General features: G+C 76.4%; 14 protein-coding genes. 6 read left to right on the top strand and 8 right to left on the bottom strand.

Annotated features, from left to right (window positions below):
• Positions 1–5 precede the first annotated feature (5 nt).
• Positions 6–998 carry a Gfo/Idh/MocA family protein gene (locus Cpa01nite_RS00325; RefSeq protein ID WP_203666738.1) on the top strand — a complete coding sequence of 331 codons (993 nt, stop codon included), beginning with the start codon at positions 6–8 and terminating at the stop codon, positions 996–998.
• Between the two features lie 26 nt (positions 999–1,024).
• Here Cpa01nite_RS00325 and Cpa01nite_RS00320 read toward each other — a convergent pair whose 3' ends face one another.
• The 6 genes from Cpa01nite_RS00320 to Cpa01nite_RS00295 all read right to left on the bottom strand — a co-directional run bounded on the left by Cpa01nite_RS00320 (position 1,025) and on the right by Cpa01nite_RS00295 (position 7,676).
• Entirely contained in the window at positions 1,025–1,636 is a 612-nt protein-coding gene (locus tag Cpa01nite_RS00320; protein ID WP_203666737.1) for a DinB family protein, read from the bottom strand.
• A gap of 49 nt (positions 1,637–1,685) precedes the next feature.
• On the bottom strand, positions 1,686–2,948 hold the full coding sequence (locus Cpa01nite_RS00315; protein ID WP_203666736.1) for an APC family permease: 1,263 nt from the start codon (positions 2,946–2,948) through the stop codon (positions 1,686–1,688).
• A 175-nt stretch (positions 2,949–3,123) separates the two neighbouring features.
• Positions 3,124–4,419 carry an MFS transporter gene (locus Cpa01nite_RS00310; RefSeq protein WP_203666735.1) on the bottom strand — a complete coding sequence of 432 codons (1,296 nt, stop codon included), beginning with the start codon at positions 4,417–4,419 and terminating at the stop codon, positions 3,124–3,126.
• A gap of 140 nt (positions 4,420–4,559) precedes the next feature.
• Positions 4,560–5,498 carry a cation efflux transmembrane domain-containing protein gene (locus Cpa01nite_RS00305; protein ID WP_203666734.1) on the bottom strand — a complete coding sequence of 313 codons (939 nt, stop codon included), beginning with the start codon at positions 5,496–5,498 and terminating at the stop codon, positions 4,560–4,562.
• Positions 5,499–5,525: 27 nt separating this feature from the next.
• On the bottom strand, positions 5,526–6,905 hold the full coding sequence (locus Cpa01nite_RS00300) for a UTP--glucose-1-phosphate uridylyltransferase (RefSeq protein WP_203666733.1): 1,380 nt from the start codon (positions 6,903–6,905) through the stop codon (positions 5,526–5,528).
• A gap of 180 nt (positions 6,906–7,085) precedes the next feature.
• A complete protein-coding gene (locus Cpa01nite_RS00295) occupies positions 7,086–7,676 on the bottom strand; it encodes a TetR/AcrR family transcriptional regulator (protein ID WP_203666732.1) in 591 nt (196 codons plus the stop codon).
• A 144-nt stretch (positions 7,677–7,820) separates the two neighbouring features.
• Here Cpa01nite_RS00295 and Cpa01nite_RS00290 point away from each other — a divergent pair, with 144 nt between their 5' ends.
• Genes Cpa01nite_RS00290 through nikE form a run of 4 tightly spaced genes read left to right on the top strand, consistent with a single transcriptional unit; the run spans position 7,821 to position 13,040 of the window.
• The gene (locus tag Cpa01nite_RS00290; protein ID WP_239068410.1) at positions 7,821–9,473 is read left to right on the top strand and encodes an ABC transporter substrate-binding protein; all 1,653 of its coding nucleotides are present in this window, start codon (positions 7,821–7,823) and stop codon (positions 9,471–9,473) included.
• Positions 9,474–9,478: 5 nt separating this feature from the next.
• A complete protein-coding gene (locus Cpa01nite_RS00285; RefSeq protein WP_239068409.1) occupies positions 9,479–10,531 on the top strand; it encodes an ABC transporter permease in 1,053 nt (350 codons plus the stop codon).
• On the top strand, positions 10,528–11,427 hold the full coding sequence (locus Cpa01nite_RS00280) for an ABC transporter permease (RefSeq protein WP_203666730.1): 900 nt from the start codon (positions 10,528–10,530) through the stop codon (positions 11,425–11,427). Before Cpa01nite_RS00285 ends, Cpa01nite_RS00280 begins: the two co-directional genes overlap by 4 nt.
• The gene (nikE, locus tag Cpa01nite_RS00275) at positions 11,424–13,040 is read left to right on the top strand and encodes a nickel ABC transporter ATP-binding protein NikE (protein ID WP_203666729.1); all 1,617 of its coding nucleotides are present in this window, start codon (positions 11,424–11,426) and stop codon (positions 13,038–13,040) included. The genes Cpa01nite_RS00280 and nikE overlap by 4 nt, the downstream gene beginning before the upstream one ends.
• Before the next feature lie 18 nt (positions 13,041–13,058).
• Here nikE and Cpa01nite_RS00270 read toward each other — a convergent pair whose 3' ends face one another.
• Entirely contained in the window at positions 13,059–13,982 is a 924-nt protein-coding gene (locus tag Cpa01nite_RS00270; protein ID WP_203666728.1) for an NADP-dependent oxidoreductase, read from the bottom strand.
• A 169-nt stretch (positions 13,983–14,151) separates the two neighbouring features.
• Between Cpa01nite_RS00270 and Cpa01nite_RS18435 the strand changes: the two genes are divergently transcribed.
• The gene (locus Cpa01nite_RS18435; protein WP_239068408.1) at positions 14,152–14,598 is read left to right on the top strand and encodes an SHOCT domain-containing protein; all 447 of its coding nucleotides are present in this window, start codon (positions 14,152–14,154) and stop codon (positions 14,596–14,598) included.
• A gap of 12 nt (positions 14,599–14,610) precedes the next feature.
• On the opposite strand, the gene Cpa01nite_RS00260 is transcribed toward Cpa01nite_RS18435, so the two are convergent.
• Complete coding sequence (locus Cpa01nite_RS00260) at positions 14,611–15,165, bottom strand: potassium channel family protein (protein ID WP_203666726.1); 555 nt, start codon at positions 15,163–15,165, stop codon at positions 14,611–14,613.
• Positions 15,166–15,221: the final 56 nt, after the last annotated feature.

Raw genomic sequence — 15,221 nt, 5'->3', positions numbered from 1 at the left:
CGGGCATGTCGACGGTGCGTCTCGGGGTCCTCGGTGCTGCTCGCATCCTGCACGACGCGGTGGCCGCGCCCGCCGCGTCCGTCCCGGAGGTCGAGGTGACGGCGATCGCCGCCCGCGACCGGTCCCGGGCGGAGGAGATGGCGGAGGCCGAGGGCATCGCCCGCGTGCTGGACGACTACGACGCGCTGCTGGCGGACCCCGAGATCGACGCGGTCTACGTCCCGACGCCGGCCGCCCTGCACGGCGTGTGGATGCTGCGGGCGATCGACGCGGGCAAGCACGTGCTGTGCGAGAAGCCGTTCACCGCGAACGCCGCGGAGGCCGAGGACGTCGAGGCGCGTGCCGCCGGCACCGGGCTCGTCGTGATGGAGGCGTTCCACTCGCAGCACCACCCGTCGTGGGCGCGGCTGCGCGAGCTGGTCGCGGAGGGCGCGATCGGGACGGTGACGTCCGCGGAGGCGGACTTCTGCGTCGAGATCGCCGACCGCGGCGACATCCGCTGGCAGGAGTCGATGGGCGGCGGCGCGCTGATGGACCTGGGCGTCTACCCGCTGCGGTTCCTCACGCACGTGCTCGGCGCCCCGACGGTGCGGTCGGCCGAGGCGGTGGAGGTCGACGGCGTCGACGCGTCGATCGTCGTGCACCTGGACCTGCCCGGCGGGGTCGACGGCACCGTGCGGGCCAGCATGGTGGCGACCGAGGACCAGAGCGTCCGGGCCCGGATCGTGGGCACGACCGGGACGATCACCGTGCACAGCCCGTACGGGCCGCAGAACGGCGGGCGCATCGTGGTCGAGCACGCCGACGGCCGGACCGAGGAGGAGCCGGTCGACCCGACGGCGTCGTACGTCTGGATGCTGCGGTCGTTCGCGGACGCGGTGCTCCGCGGCGGCGACCCGGTGTCGGGGACGGCGCAGGCGGTGGCGGCGATGCGGCTGGTGGACGACGCGTACCGCGCCGCCGGCATGGCGCCGCGCGAGCCGGCGCCGCTGGGCTGACCGGCGCGGCGACGCCCGCCGGCGCGCTAGTCCCGGCGTTCCGGCAGCGGGTACAGCGCCGGCGCCCCCGGAGGGTCCTCCCCGACGAGGCCGTCCACCGACTCCCGCACCAGGTCCGCGTGACCGGTGTGCCGGGCGTACTCCTCGATCAGGTCGACGAGCACGCGGCGGACCGTCGGGTGGGCGCCGGGGTCGTCGGACCAGGCGATCGGCCGGTCGAGCCCGCCGTCGGCGATCGCGTCGGCCAGCGAGGCGCGCGCCCGGAGCACCGCGTCGCGCCAGAGCGCGTAGAGGTCCTCGGGGTCGTCCGCGGCGGCGGAGGTCCAGGGCCAGTCCGGGGTCGCGTCCCAGTCGACGCCCTCCCACGGGTCGCCCGGGCGTCGCCCGTTCACGCGGGTGCACAGGTGGAACACCTCGACGAACGCCAGGTGCTTCACGAGGCCGCCCAGGGTGATCGCCGACGGCCCGAGGGTGGCGGACAGCCCGCCCCGGTCGAGCCCGCCGACCTTCCAGGCGAACGTCGCCCGCTGCCGCTCCAGCGACCCGACGAGCGACGCCACCTCGTCGCCGGCGACCGGAGGCCCCCACCAGCCGCCCGGGTCGGTCCCGCCCGCTGCGTCCTGCGCCTGGTCGCTCATGGTGCCTCCCTCGTCGGGGTGCCCGGCCGGTCCGCCGGCGCTCCGCACGCTACGCGCGACCACCCACACGTCGGGCGCGGAGCACGACCGCCCGCCAGGCGACCCCGGCGAGCACCACGGCCGCCCCGCCGAGGACCGAGGCCGGGGGCAGCGTCACCGCGAGGGCGACGCACCCGACCACGCCGACGACCTGGAGCGCCCGCGGGAACCGCCGGTGCGCCCGGTCCTGGGTGAGCGCCGCCAGGTTCGCGACCAGGTAGTAGAGCAGCACCCCGAACGACGAGAACCCGATCGCGCCGCGCAGGTCGACGGTGAGCACCAGGACCACGACCACGAGGCCGAGCGCGATCTCCGCCCGGTGCGGCACCCGGTACCGCTCGTGCACGGCGGCGAGCGGCCGCGGCAGGTCGCCCTCGCGCGCCATCGCCAGCGTGGTCCGGCTGACGCCGGCGACCAGCGCGAGCAGCGCACCGAGCGACGCCGCGGCGGCGCCCACCCGGACGACCGGGTCGACCCAGCCCCAGCCGGTCGTCGCGGCGGCGTCGGCCAGCGGCGCGGCGCTGGCCGCCAGCGCGTCCGGGCCCAGCACCGCGAGCAGCGTCACCGCGACCACCGCGTACACGACGACCGCGAGGCCGAGGGCGAGCTGGATCGCCCGCGGGATGGTCCGGGCGGGGTCGCGCACCTCCTCGCCCATCGTGGCTATCCGCGCGTACCCGGCGAACGCGAAGAACAGCAGGCCCGCCGACCCGAGCACCCCGGACCACGTCGCGTCGGCGCCGATCGCGACGCGGCCCCACGACGGGTCGCCGCCCGCGAGCCCGGCCAGGACCACCGTGCCGAGCGCCCCGAGCGCGACCGCCACGACCACCCGGGTCAGCCGCGCCGTCCGGGTGATCCCCCGCAGGTTCACGGCCGTCAGGGCCAGGACCGCGCCCGCCGCCACGGGCCGCTGCCACGCGGGCGGCACGGCGTAGGCGGCGAACGTCAGCGCCATCGCCGCGCAGCTCGCGGTCTTGCCGACCACGAAGCACCAGCCCGCGAGGAAGCCCCACCACGGGCCCAGGCGCTCGCGGCCGTAGACGTACGTGCCGCCCGACGCGGGGTACTGCGCGGCCAGCTGCGCGGAGGCGGTCGCGTTGGCGTAGGCGACGACGGCGGCGAGCGCCAGGCCGACGAGCAGCGCGGAGCCGGCCGCCTCGGCGGCGGGGGCGAACGCCGCGAACACCCCGGCGCCGACCATGGAGCCGAGCCCGATCACGACGGCGTCGCCCAGCCCGAGGCGCCGGGCCAGGCCCGTGCTGCCGCTCATGCCGTGCCGCCTCCCGGGTGCCGCCCTCGCGGCGCGGTGCCCGGCCGTCGCGGCCCAGTGTGGCCGACGCAGGTGTCCGGCCGGTGTACGCCGGGGGCGCGCGCCGAGGCCCCGGATCGGACGTGGTGTCCGGCCCGGGGCCTCGGCGGGGTGCCGCGGAGCGCGCCGCGTCAGGTCAGCGGACCGACCTGATGCGCGTGATGAAGAACGCGCCGAGCAGCGCCGCCGCGATCGACACCGGGAACACCAGCCCGTAGCCGCCGGTCGCCACGACCAGGGCCGAGGTGATGAGCGGGCCGACGGTCTGGCCGGCGGTGGTCGACAGGTTGAGGATGCCGAGGTCCTTGCCGGCCTCCTCCTCGTTCGGGAGCACGTCGACGTTCAGCGCCTGGTCGACCGACGTGTAGACGCCGTAGCCGAAGCCCGCGATGCCGGCGAACAGGAACATGCCTGCGGGGGTCGGCCAGATCCACGGCATCGCGATGCCGACCGCGAACAGGACGCTCGAGACGACCACGGGCAGCTTGCGGCGGCCGATCAGGTCGGAGACGGGGCCCGAGACGACCGAGCCGACGAGCGACACGACCAGCAGGATCACGGACATCGTGGCGATGGTCCTCGCGGAGTCCTCGACGGACTGCCCGACGTGGTCCTGCACGATGTAGAGCTGGTACGCCATGACCATCTGGTACGAGACCAGCATGAACAGGCGGCCGGCGAACGCGAGGTAGAAGTCGGGCGCCTTGCGCGGCGGGCGGAACGACCTGAGCAGCTCGCCGAGCCCGGCGGCGGCCGGCGGCAGGTCCGCGGCCGACCTCTCGCGCGGCCACACGACGAGCGCGATGACGGCCGACAGCGCCATGAGCGCGCCGCCGAGCACGAAGCCCGGGAACGAGTTCACGATGAACAGGGCGCCGACGAGCGAGCCGATCGGGGCGCCGCCGGCGAGGCCGCCGCCGTAGAACGCGGACATCGTGCCGCGGAGCCTGCCCGGGACGCGGTCGGCGAGGACCGCGACGGCCGGCGCCAGCATCATGTTGAGGCCGACCATGCACAGGCAGTAGACGAGCGTGATCGCCGCCGAGCTGGTGAGGACGCCGATCGCGAACAGCGAGACGCCGCCCAGGACGCCGCCGCCGAGGATCCACGGCGCGCGGCGCCCGAACCGGCCGCGGGTGCGGTCGGACAGGTTGCCGAACACGAGGTTCGACACCAGGGACACGACCGCCGTGATCGCGCTGATCGAGCCGAGCAGCGTCTCGGGCGAGGCCACGCCGATGTCGCGCAGGCGCTGGGGGAGCAGCACCGCGGCGACGATCTGCAGGCCGACGATCCACAGCAGGCCGAACAGGAAGAACCCGACGCCGAACTGCAGCGTGCGGGCGCGGGTGAACGGGGTACCGGTGTCGGGGGCGATGTCGTCGCGCGTCGAGGGCGTGCCCTCGGCGGCGACCGTTGCCTGCGCGTCCATGTGAACCTTCTTCGGCAGCATGGGAGTCGGACGGCTCCACGTCGAGACGTCGTGGCGCGAGCGTCGTCGGCACCACCACTACCTACCGCGCGGTAGGTAGTGGAGAAATTACGACCGGGTGGTCGGCATGTCAACCGCGCCTACGCGGCGAGGTCCGGGTCCGCGGTCAGCTCGACGGTCGCCCAGACGTCGAACGGCAGGTCACGGAGCCGGACGGCGACGGCGCGCCGCACCTCGTCCTCGGTGTCGACGTCCCACCGCCCGCGGTCGACCACGAAGTCCACCTCGACGTACAGCCGCCGGCCGAGCTTGGTCGCGCGCACGAGCGGCTCCGGCAGGTCGAACGCGGCACGCGCGGCGTCGACCGCCGCGCGGACCCGGGCCCCGACCTCCGGCGGCGGTGCGCCCTCCAGCAGCTCGTGCATGCCGTCGCGCAGCAGCCGCACCGGCAGCCTCCCCACCAGCACGACGACGACCAGCAGCAGCACCGGGTCGACGAACCCGGCGGCGGTGTCCCGGCCGGTCCGGGCCAGCACGAGGGCGACCACGCCGCCGAGCCCCACGGCCAGGCTGATCGCGGCGCCGGCCCACCAGGACACGACCTCGGCGTCGACCAGGGCGGAGTCGGCCGCGCGCCGCCGCAGCCGCCAGGCCACCACGGCGCTCACCGCCGCGGAGGCGCCGCCGTAGACGAGCATCGTCACGGCGCCGGCGTCCGAGCCGCCGGCGATCAGCGTGCCCACCGCGTCCGCCGCGCCGTAGAGCAGGGTCGCGACGAGGGCCGCCCCCTGGACCACCACGGCGAGCGGCGTGGCCGCGTGCCGGCCGAACGGGTAACGGCCGCTCGGTCGGGACGCCGCCGCCCGCGACGCGAGGGCGGACACGCCGACCAGCGCGATGCCGGCCAGGGTGTAGATCCCGTCGAAGAGGACGACGCCGGACCGCGACACCAGGCCCGCGACGACGGCCGCAGTGCCGAGCAGCGCCGCGGCGACAGCGGACTCCAGCAGCGCGGACCGCTCGCGGTGTTCGGAGGCACCCGGCCCGGGGCCGGTGACGGGTCGTCCCGGGTCGGGCACGGGCGCCTCCTGGGTCGTGCGGCGGGGTCAGCCGCCGATCGTCGTGCCGGCCGCGACGGTGCCGGGGGCGCCGTCGGCGTCGACCACGGCGTCGCCGGTGGCGACGACCCCGGGCTCGAAGGTCCAGTCGCCCTGGACCGTGAACGAGGACGCGCCGCGCAGCGACGGCGCCGCGGGGAACCGCTGCTGGAACTTCGCGACGGTCTTGTAGACCTTGCTGTCCAGGTCGACCAGCGGCGCCTTCTCGACCGCGAGGCGCAGGGTCGAGTCCTCGCCCAGGTCGTACGCGTCCGACCGGAGCAGCAGCAGGTCGTTGGTCGTCTTGACCGGCAGGAACCGCTCGCGGCCGACGGCGATCGCGGTCGCGCCCTCGAACACCTCGATCGCGGCGCCCATCGCGGTCTCGATCTGGAACACCTCGGGGGAGGAGGAGTCGGTGGGGTCGACCGTCTTCACGTTGCGGATCAGCGGCAGGCCGAGCACGGCGCCCCGGGCCTCGAGCGCCGCGGCGATCTGCTCCAGGTCGAACCACAGGTTGTTCGTGTGGAAGTACGGGTGCCGGTGCTCGTCGGTGAAGTAGTCCATCTCGTCCGCCGGGGTCTGCGCGGTGTCGCGCAGGATGAGGCGGCCGTCGGACTTCCGGACGGCCAGGTGGCCGCCCTTGCGGTCGGCGGCGGTCCGGCGGCACAGCTCGGCGGCGTACGGCGCGCCCGAGGCGGCGAACCAGCCGGCGATCGTCGGGTTCGGGGCCGCGCCCAGGTTGTCCGAGTTCGACACCGACGCGTACCGGAAGCCCGCGTCGAGCAGCTGCTGCAGCACGCCGGACGCCAGCAGCGCGGTGTACAGGTCGCCGTGGCCCGGGGGGCACCACTCGAGCGTCGGGTCCGCCTCCCAGGTCACCGGCGTGAGGTCCGAGGTCAGGAGCTTCGGCTCCTGGTTCTGCAGGAAGTCCAGCGGCAGGCCGTCGACGGCCAGGTCGTCGTGCCGGGCGAGCGCCGCGAGGGAGTCGGCCTGGGTGCGGAACGAGTTCATGAGGATGAGGGGCAGGCGGGCGCCGGTCTCGGCGCGGGCGTGCTGCACCTGCTCGACGATGAGGTCGAGGAACGACTTGCCGTCCCGCACGGGCAGGAGGGACTTCGCCTTGTCCATGCCCATCGAGGTGCCGAGACCGCCGTTGAGCTTGATGATCGCCGTCTTCGCGAACGCCTCGCGCGCCGCCTCGGGGTCGATATCGACGTCCGCGAGCTGCGGGGGGTCGAGCAGCGGGTCGATGGTGTCCTCGGGGATGAGGCCCGTGGCCCCCGCCTCGAGCTCCCGGTAGTAGTGGGTGAAGACGTCGATCGCGGTCGGGGCCACCCCGGCCGCCGCCATCTTGTCCTGGGCCTGCCGCAGTCCGGTGTCGCTCATGGGGTGATCCTAGGAACACCGGGTGAGACGCGGCCACATCCAGGGCGCCCGGGGCGCGGCGCGCCGGTGAACGGCGGGCGACCTGACGTGATCGTGTCAGCGGGCGACGAGCCTGCCGTACCGCTGCCGCGCAGCCTCGCCCGAGGTGCCGACCAGCTCGCGCGGATGTTCCGCGCGGTCTCAGCCCAGCGCGCCCCGGACGGGCGCCAGCGCGCGGTCCAGCAGGTCCGGCAGCCGCGTTCGGTCCGCGCCGGCGAGCGCCCACGCCTCGACCGCCGCCACCAGCGCCCCGGCCCAGGCCGCGCCGGCGACGCGCGCGTGCAGCGGGTCCACCCCCCGACCGGCCGCGTACGCCGCGATGGTCGCGCCCAGGTCGGCGGCGCGGCGGGCGGTCGCCAGGCGGAGGTCCTCGCCGAGGCCCATCGTGTCCGCCTGGGTGAACGCCAGCGCCACGTGGTCGGCGGGCAGCCGGGCGGCGAGGTCGCGCAGGGCGGCCTCGACGACCGTGCCGGGCGTCGCGTCGGCCGGCCCCGCCGCCAGCGCGGCGCGCAGCACCTCGGCCCGCTCGTCGAACGCCGCCCACAGCAGGTCCGACTTCGCGGTGAAGTAGTTGAAGAACGTGCTCCGCGAGACGCCCGCGCGTTGCGTGATGTCCGCGACCGAGGTCGTCGCGTACCCGCGCTCGAGGAACAGCTCGCCCGCCGCCTCCTCGAGCATCGCCCGGGACGCGGCGCGCGGGCGCCCGGAGCGGCGGGCGGTCGGGTCGGGCACGCGCCCATGCTAGGCGGGCCGTGGGACGGGGATCACAGCCGGTCCGGGGGATGCCGGCGTCCGACGTGCCTATTGTTGGACGCAGTGCAACAAACCGGTCGCCGGACGAGCCGCGGCCGGACCCCCGACGCCCGAGGTGGACCCGTGCCGCACGCCCTCCGTCCCGCCCGCGCCCGCACCGGCGCCGCGATCGCCGCCGTCGCCGCCCTGGCGCTGGCCGCCTGCAGCTCCGGCGGCGACGCCTCGGACGACGCCGCCACCCCGCAGGACGGCGGCACGCTCGTCTACGCGACGGGCGACGCCGAGCCCACCTGCCTCGACCCGCACGTCGGCGGCAACTACCCGCAGGCGCTCATCAGCACCCAGTACCTCGAGCCGCTGGTCGGCCGGGACGCGGACGGGACGATCCTGCCGTGGCTCGCCACGGAGTGGTCGGTCAGCGACGACCAGCTCACGTGGGACTTCACCCTGGTCGACGACGTGACGTTCACCGACGGCACGCCGTTCGGCGCCGAGGCGGTCAAGGCCAACGTCGAGCACCTGCAGGACCCGGACACCGGCTCCTCGACCGGCTACCTCGCGGTGCAGAAGGTCGAGTCCGTCGAGGTCGTCGACGCGACGCACGCGCGGTTCCACCTGACCGAGCCCGACGCGGCGTTGCTCGAGTCGATGAGCCAGCAGTGGACCGCCATGCAGTCGCCGGCCGGCATCGCCCGCGGCCAGCAGGACAACTGCGCGGCGCCCGTCGGCACGGGGCCGTTCATCGTGCAGGAGTGGGTCCCGCAGCAGCAGGTCACCCTCGTCCGCAACGACGAGTACGTGCCGCACGACCCGCAGGCCGAGCACGACGGCCCGGCGCACCTGGACGAGATCGTCTGGCGGTTCATCCCCGACGCGGCGACCCGGTACGCGGCGCTCCGCTCCGGCGAGGTGCAGGTGATCGACAACCCGCAGCCCGACGCCATCGCGGCGGCCGACGCCGGCGGCGACATCACGCACGTCGACGCCCCGCGGCCGGGGTCGTCCAACCGCATCGAGCTGAACAGCGCGCAGCCGCCGTTCGACGACGTGCGGGTGCGCGAGGCGTTCGTCCGCGCCGCCGACCCGGAGCCCGGCATCGAGACGCTGTTCGCCGGCACCGCGACCCGGTCGTACTCCCCGCTGTCGAGCGTCGAGCCCACGGCGTACGGCGACGAGGAGCTGTTCGGGACGGACGTCGACCGCGCGGAGGAGCTGCTGGACGAGGCGGGCTGGACCGCCACGGACGACGAGGGCTACCGGACCAAGGACGGGCAGCGCCTCACCGTGCGGTTCCCGGTGAGCACGAACCAGTCGGTCGCGGCCGAGCAGTCGCTGTTCGAGCAGATCCAGGCGAACGCCAAGGCCGTCGGGTTCGAGGTCGTGCTGACGCCGACCGACCTGTCCGCCTGGTACGCCGCGCTCGGCGCCAACGAGTACGAGGCCGTGTCCGCGCCGTACACGAAGGTCGGCCCCGACGTGCTGCGGATCCTCTACCACTCGGACGGCACCGTGCCCGCGCCGAGCGGCTACTTCGCGAACCACGCGCAGGTGCGGGACCCCGAGCTGGACGACCTGCTCGACCGCGCCGCCGCGACGACCGACGACGCCGAGCGCGCGGACCTGTACGAGCAGGCGCAGCGGATCGTGCTCGAGGGGTACTTCATCCTCCCGCTGTACGACCAGCAGAACCACTTCCTCACCCGCGGCGTCACCGGCGTGCGGACGCTCGACACCGTCGCGACGCCGACGTTCGTCGACGCCCGGCTCGGGTCCTGACGACCGTGCGCGCCGCAGCCACCGTCGCCCGGGCGGTCCGCCGCCCCTGGCTGCGGTGGCTGCTGGCGCGCCTCGGCGCGGCGGTCCTCGTGGCCTGGGTGGTCGCGACCGTCGTCTTCTTCGCGCTGCGCGCCGCCGGCGGCGACCCCACCGAGGCGATCCTCGGCGGCCCGGGCTCGCAGGCGGGACCGGAGGCGGTCGCGGCGGCGCGCGCGCAGTACGGGCTCGACCAGCCGCTGGTCGTGCAGTATCTGGTGCAGCTGTGGCGGGTGCTGACGTTCGACCTCGGCGACTCGTACGCCCGCCGGGTGCCGGTGTCCGAGCTGCTCGCCGAGCAGCTGCCCGGGACGATGCTGCTCGCGGTGCTCGCGCTCGCCCTCGCCTGGGTGCTGGCGCTCGCGGTCGCGACGCTCGCCGTCCGGGCCACCGGGCCGTTCGGCCGGGCGTGCGCGGCGGCGCTGCGCGGGGCCGAGGTCGTGGCGGCCGTGCTGCCGCACTTCTGGCTCGGGGCCGTGTTGATCGTGGTGTTCTCCTCCACGCTCGGCTGGTTCCCGGCGACCAGCAGCGGCACCGACCCGGTGGGCCTCGTGCTGCCGACGGTGACGCTCGCGGTGCCGGTCGCGGGCTTCCTCGGGCAGGTCATGCGCGACTCGCTGGAGGAGGCCGCCGCGGCGCCGTTCGCGACCAGCGCGCGGGCCCGCGGCGCGTCGCCGGTGCGGGTGCTGTGGCGGCACACGCTGCGGCACGGCGTGCTGCCCGCGGTGTCGCTGTCGGGCTGGGCGTTCGGGTCGCTGCTCAGCGGGGCCGTCGTCGTGGAGACGCTGTTCGGCCGGCCCGGGCTCGGGCGGCTGCTGCTCGACGCGACGATGCAGCGGGACGTGCCCGTCGTCGTGGGGGCGGTCGTGCTGGTGGCGCTCGCGTACGTGGTCGTGATGCTGCTGGTCGACGTGGCGGAACGGCTGCTCGACCCGAGGCTGCGCGGCGCCGTCGCGGTGCCGGGCGCGCCGGGCGGGTCGGCGCCGGCGGCGCGCGCCGGGGAGCCGGCGGTGCTGGGATGACGGCCGTGGTGGCGGAGCGCCGCGGGGCGCCGGACGGCGGCGCGGGCCGCGCGCCCGGGTCGGCGGGCGCCCGAGCGGCGGCGCGCGCCGGGCGCGTGCTGCGCGGGCTCGGGGTGCCCGGCGTGCTGGCGGCGCTCGCGGTGCTGTGGATGGCCGTGGCCGTGCTCCGGCCGGACCTCCTCGCGCCGGGCGACCCGAACGCGATCGACGCGCGCGCGGCGTTCACGCCGCCGGGTGCGGACCACTGGTTCGGCACCGACGAGTCCGGCCGCGACGTCTACACCCGGGTGGTGCACGGCGCCGCCGCGTCGCTCGGCATCGGGGCCGCCGCCACCGCCATCGGCGTCGGCGCCGGGCTGGTGCTCGGGTTCGCCGCCGGGCTGGGACCGCGGTGGCTGGACGCCGGGATCGGCCGGGTGCTCGAGGTGCTGTTCGCGCTGCCGACCCTGGTGCTCGCGCTGCTGCTGGTCGCCGTGCTCGGCGCGGGCGTCGAGGCGTCCGTGCTGGCGGTCGGCGCCGCGACCGCCCCCGGCTACGCCCGGATGCTGCGGGCCCGCGTGCGGTCGGTCGCGACCAGCGGGTACGTCGAGGCGGCACGGCTGGAGGGCCACGGCCGCCTGACGGTGCTGCGCCGGCACGTGGTGCCGAACACGCTGTGGCCGCTGGTGTCGGTGGCCACGCTCGGCATCGGGCAGGCGGTGGTCTGGGTGTGCGCGCTGAGCTTCCTCGGGCTGGGCACGCTGCCGCCGTCGCCGGAGTGGGGGGCGATGCTCAACGCCGGGCGGGTGTACATCGACACGGCGTGGTGGCTGACGGTGTTCCCGGGCCTGGCGATCACGGCCACGGCCGCTTCGCTCACCGTCCTCGGCCGGCGCATCGGGGCGGTGGCGTCGTGACCGGGGCAGCAGCGGCGGGGCCCGGCGCCGGGCCGGTGCTCGAGGTCGCCGGTCTGCGGGTCGCGTTCCCGCGCGGCGGCGAGGTGCTGCACGGCGTCGACCTGCGGGTGGCGGCGGGCGAGTGCGTCGCCGTGGTCGGCGGGTCGGGCGCGGGCAAGTCCGTGCTGGCGCGGACGCTCGTCGGGCTCGCGGGCGAGGGGGCGCGCGCCGACGTGCGCGCCGACCGGCTGGCGCTGCTCGGCCGCGACGCGCTGCGGTTCTCCGGGCGGGACTGGCGCGCGGCGCGCGGCCGGGACGTCGGGCTGGTGCTGCAGGACGCGCTGGGCTCGCTCGACCCGCTCCGGACGGTCGGCGCCGAGGTGGGGGAGGCGCTCGCGGTGCGCCGGCCGGGCGCCGGGCCCGCCGCGCCGCGGGTCGACCGCGCCGAGCGGGTGCTCGCCGCCCTGGACGAGGCGGGGCTCCCCGACCCCGCGGTGCGCGCGCGGCAGCGCCCGGGCGAGCTCTCCGGCGGCATGCGGCAGCGCGCGCTGATCGCGTCCGCGGTCGTCGCGCGGCCGCCGCTGCTGGTGGCGGACGAGCCGACGACCGCCCTGGACGCGACGGTCGCCGCGCGGGTGCTCGACCTGCTGGCCGGCCTGCGGGACTCCGGTACGGCCGTCGTCCTGGTCACGCACGACCTCGGGGCGGTGGCCCGGGTCGCCGACCGCGTCCTGGTGCTCCAGGACGGCCGGGTGGTCGAGGAGGGCCCCACGGCCGCCGTGCTCGGCGCGCCGCGGGAGGCGTACACGCGGGAGCTGGTCGCGGCCGCGCGGCTCGGCGACGGGCCGGGGGACGTCGCGGCGCCCGGTGCCGCGGTGCTCGAGGGGCGCGGGCTGCGCCGGGTGTTCCCGCTGCCGGGCGGCGGGTCGCTCACCGCGGTCGACGGGGTCGACGTCGCGGTGCGCGCGGGCGAGGCGGTCGGCCTGGTGGGGGAGTCGGGCTCGGGCAAGACCACGCTCGCCCGGCTGCTGCTCGCCGCCGACGCCCCGGACGCGGGCGAGGTGCTGCTCGACGGCCGGCCGTGGTCCGCGCTGCCCGAGCGGGACCGGCGCGCGCTCCGGTCCGGGATCCGGCTGGTGCCGCAGGACCCGCTGGGCACGGTCGACCCGCGCCTCACCGTGCGAGCGGTGCTGCGGGCCGCGCTGGCCACCGCGCCGCACCCGTCGGCGCGCCGCGACCGGGACGCCGCGGCGGCCGCGCTGCTGGCGCGCGTGCACCTGCCGGCCGAGGTCCTGGACCGGCGGCCGCGGACGCTGTCCGGGGGCCAGCGCCAGCGCGTGGCGATCGCCCGCGCGCTGGCGTCGGAGCCGCGGGTGCTGCTGCTCGACGAGCCGGTGTCCGCGCTGGACGTCCAGGTGCAGGCGGCGGTCCTGGACCTGCTGGTGGAGCTGCGCCGGGACACCGGGGTGGCGATGGTGCTGGTGTCGCACGACCTCGGCGTCGTCCGGCGGGTGTGCGACCGGGTGCTCGTGATGAGCGGGGGGCGGGTCGTCGAGCAGGGCCCGGTGCCCGAGGTGTTCGGCGCCCCGGCGCACCCGGTGACCCGCGACCTGCTGGCCGCGCGGGTCGTCTGACCCGCGCGGCCGGCCGGGTCAGGGCGTGACGACGATCTTGCCGCGGGTGTGGCCCGTCTCCAGGGCGCGGTAGGCGTCGGCGGCCTGGTCGAGCGGGAACGTCTGCGACACCTCGACGCGGATCACCCCGCGCGCCGCGAGGTCGGCCAGGTGCGCCAGGTCGGCGGTGTCCGGCCGGACCCACACGTACTGCCCGCCGAGCTCGTCCCGGGCGCGCGCGTCGGTGATCGACGCGATCGTGCCGCCCGCGCGCAGCAGGGCCGGCGCGGTCTCGATCGCCTGGCCGCCGACGTAGTCGAGGACCACGTCGAAGCCCTCCGGGGCCAGGGCGCGCGCGGCGTCGAGCAGCCCGTCGCCGTACGCCACCGGCTCGGCGCCGAGCGCGCGCAGGTAGTCGTGGTTGCGCTCGGACGCCGTGCCGACGACGCGGGCGCCGGCGTGCACGGCCAGCTGCACGGCGATCGACCCGACGCCGCCCGCCGCGGCGTGCACCAGCACGGTGTCGCCCTCGGCCAGGCCGGACCGGCGGATGCTCTGCAGCGCGGTCAGGCCGGCGAGCGGCAGCCCGGCCGCCTGGTCGAACGGCAGGCCGGCGGGCTTCTTGGCGGCGGTGCGCACCGGGACGGCGACGTACTCGGCCAGCGTGCCGTCCTGCACGACGTCCTTGCGGGCGTAGGCGATGATCTCGTCGCCGACCTGGAACTCGGGGGTGTCGAGGCCGACCTTCACGACGGTCCCGGCGACGTCCCAGCCCGGCACCGCGGGGAAGTGGGTGTCCATCAGGCCCTGCAGCCCGCCGGCGCGCAGGTAGGCGTCCACCGGGTTCAGGGCCGCCGCGGCGACCCGGACGACCACGGTGTCCGCGCCGATGTGCGGCTCCGGACGGTCCACGACCCGGAGCACGTCGGCCCCGCCGAACTCCTCGTACACGACAGCTCTCATACCGGTGCGAACCCCGCTGCGGCGCCCCGCATTCCGGCGGGCCGGTCATCCCGACCGGGTGGTCCGCGCTGCGACCGGTGGTCCTAGCGTGAGGACGCGGGCGCGGCGGCCGCCGCGCGGCGCACCGGCGGGAGCCGCCCGCCGGCCTCACACGGGGAGCGTGGTCGCGGTGGAGTTCTGGACCGACTTCTGGGACATCATCTGGTGGTTCGTCTGGGCGTTCGTGTTCATCGCCTACCTGTTCGCGCTGTTCTCGATCATCACGGACCTGTTCCGAGACCGGGACCTCAGCGGCTGGTGGAAGGCCGTCTGGCTGGTCTGCCTGCTCGTCGTGCCGTTCCTGACCGCGCTGGTCTACCTGATCGCGCGCGGGCGGGGCATGGCGGAGCGCAGTGCGCGGGCCGCGGTGTCCGCGCGGAAGGCGAGCGACGCGTACATCCGGGACGTCGCCGGGTCGTCGTCGCCGGGGCAGCAGATCGCCCAGGCCAAGGCGCTCCTCGACGAGGGCGCCATCAGCCCGGACGAGTTCGCGTCGCTCAAGGCGCACGCCCTGCGCCAGGCCGGCGGTGTGCCGGTCACGGCCGACGGGAACGGGGCGCACCGGGCGCCGGCCTGACGCGCGCGGTGCTCAGGACGGGCCGCCCGCCGGGCCGCCGTCCCGCGCCCCGTCGCCGTCCTGCGCGCGCCGCACCGCGGCGAGGAACTCGCGCCCGACCAGCGCCGCGAACGCGAAGCCGCACGCCATCTGCAGCGTGACCACGGCCCGCGCGGCGCCGGTCACGGGCGCGATGTCGCCGAACCCGACGGTGGCCAGCACCGTCATGGTGAAGTACAGCGCGTCCACCCGACCCACGGGCTCGGTGAACGCGGCCGGGTCGGCGTCGGACAGCGACGTGTACCCGGCCGCGAACAGCACGAGGAACAGCACCGTCGCCGTCACGAACGCCTCGATCGCCCGGAGCACCGGGTACGGCGACCGCACCACGCTGCGCACCTGCCAGCCGAGCAGCAGCACGAGCACCACGAGCCCCGCGACCAGCAGGGCGATCGTGGCCGGTGTCGCCCGGTCCAGCGGCCGCCCCAGGTAGAGCGCGACCAGCAGCGCCGCGCTGCCGACCGTGCGCAGCGCGGTGCGCAGCCGCGCGCGGCGGCCGGGCGGGGTGCGGGCCGGCGACGCCTCCATCCGGCCATCGTGGCCGCGCGTGCGGGGCGCGGCATCGCCCGCGGCGGGCGGTGTCG

The organism is Cellulomonas pakistanensis (genome assembly GCF_016862755.1).
GTDB lineage: Bacteria > Actinomycetota > Actinomycetes > Actinomycetales > Cellulomonadaceae > Cellulomonas > Cellulomonas pakistanensis.
The sequence above is the reverse complement of the archived record's forward strand: the minus strand, read 5'-3'. Positions and strand labels throughout refer to the sequence as shown.

Bases quoted from the DNA above. Each gene is read 5' to 3' on its own strand.
- Cpa01nite_RS00325 (WP_203666738.1), top strand. From the start codon at position 6: ATGTCGACGGTGCGTCTCGGGGTCCTCGGTGCTGCTCGCATCCTGCAC.
- Cpa01nite_RS00320 (WP_203666737.1), bottom strand. From the start codon at position 1,636: ATGAGCGACCAGGCGCAGGACGCAGCGGGCGGGACCGACCCGGGCGGC.
- Cpa01nite_RS00315 (WP_203666736.1), bottom strand. From the start codon at position 2,948: ATGAGCGGCAGCACGGGCCTGGCCCGGCGCCTCGGGCTGGGCGACGCC.
- Cpa01nite_RS00310 (WP_203666735.1), bottom strand. From the start codon at position 4,419: ATGGACGCGCAGGCAACGGTCGCCGCCGAGGGCACGCCCTCGACGCGC.
- Cpa01nite_RS00300 (WP_203666733.1), bottom strand. From the start codon at position 6,905: ATGAGCGACACCGGACTGCGGCAGGCCCAGGACAAGATGGCGGCGGCC.
- Cpa01nite_RS00280 (WP_203666730.1), top strand. From the start codon at position 10,528: ATGACGGCCGTGGTGGCGGAGCGCCGCGGGGCGCCGGACGGCGGCGCG.
- Cpa01nite_RS00270 (WP_203666728.1), bottom strand. From the start codon at position 13,982: ATGAGAGCTGTCGTGTACGAGGAGTTCGGCGGGGCCGACGTGCTCCGG.
- Cpa01nite_RS00260 (WP_203666726.1), bottom strand. From the start codon at position 15,165: ATGGAGGCGTCGCCGGCCCGCACCCCGCCCGGCCGCCGCGCGCGGCTG.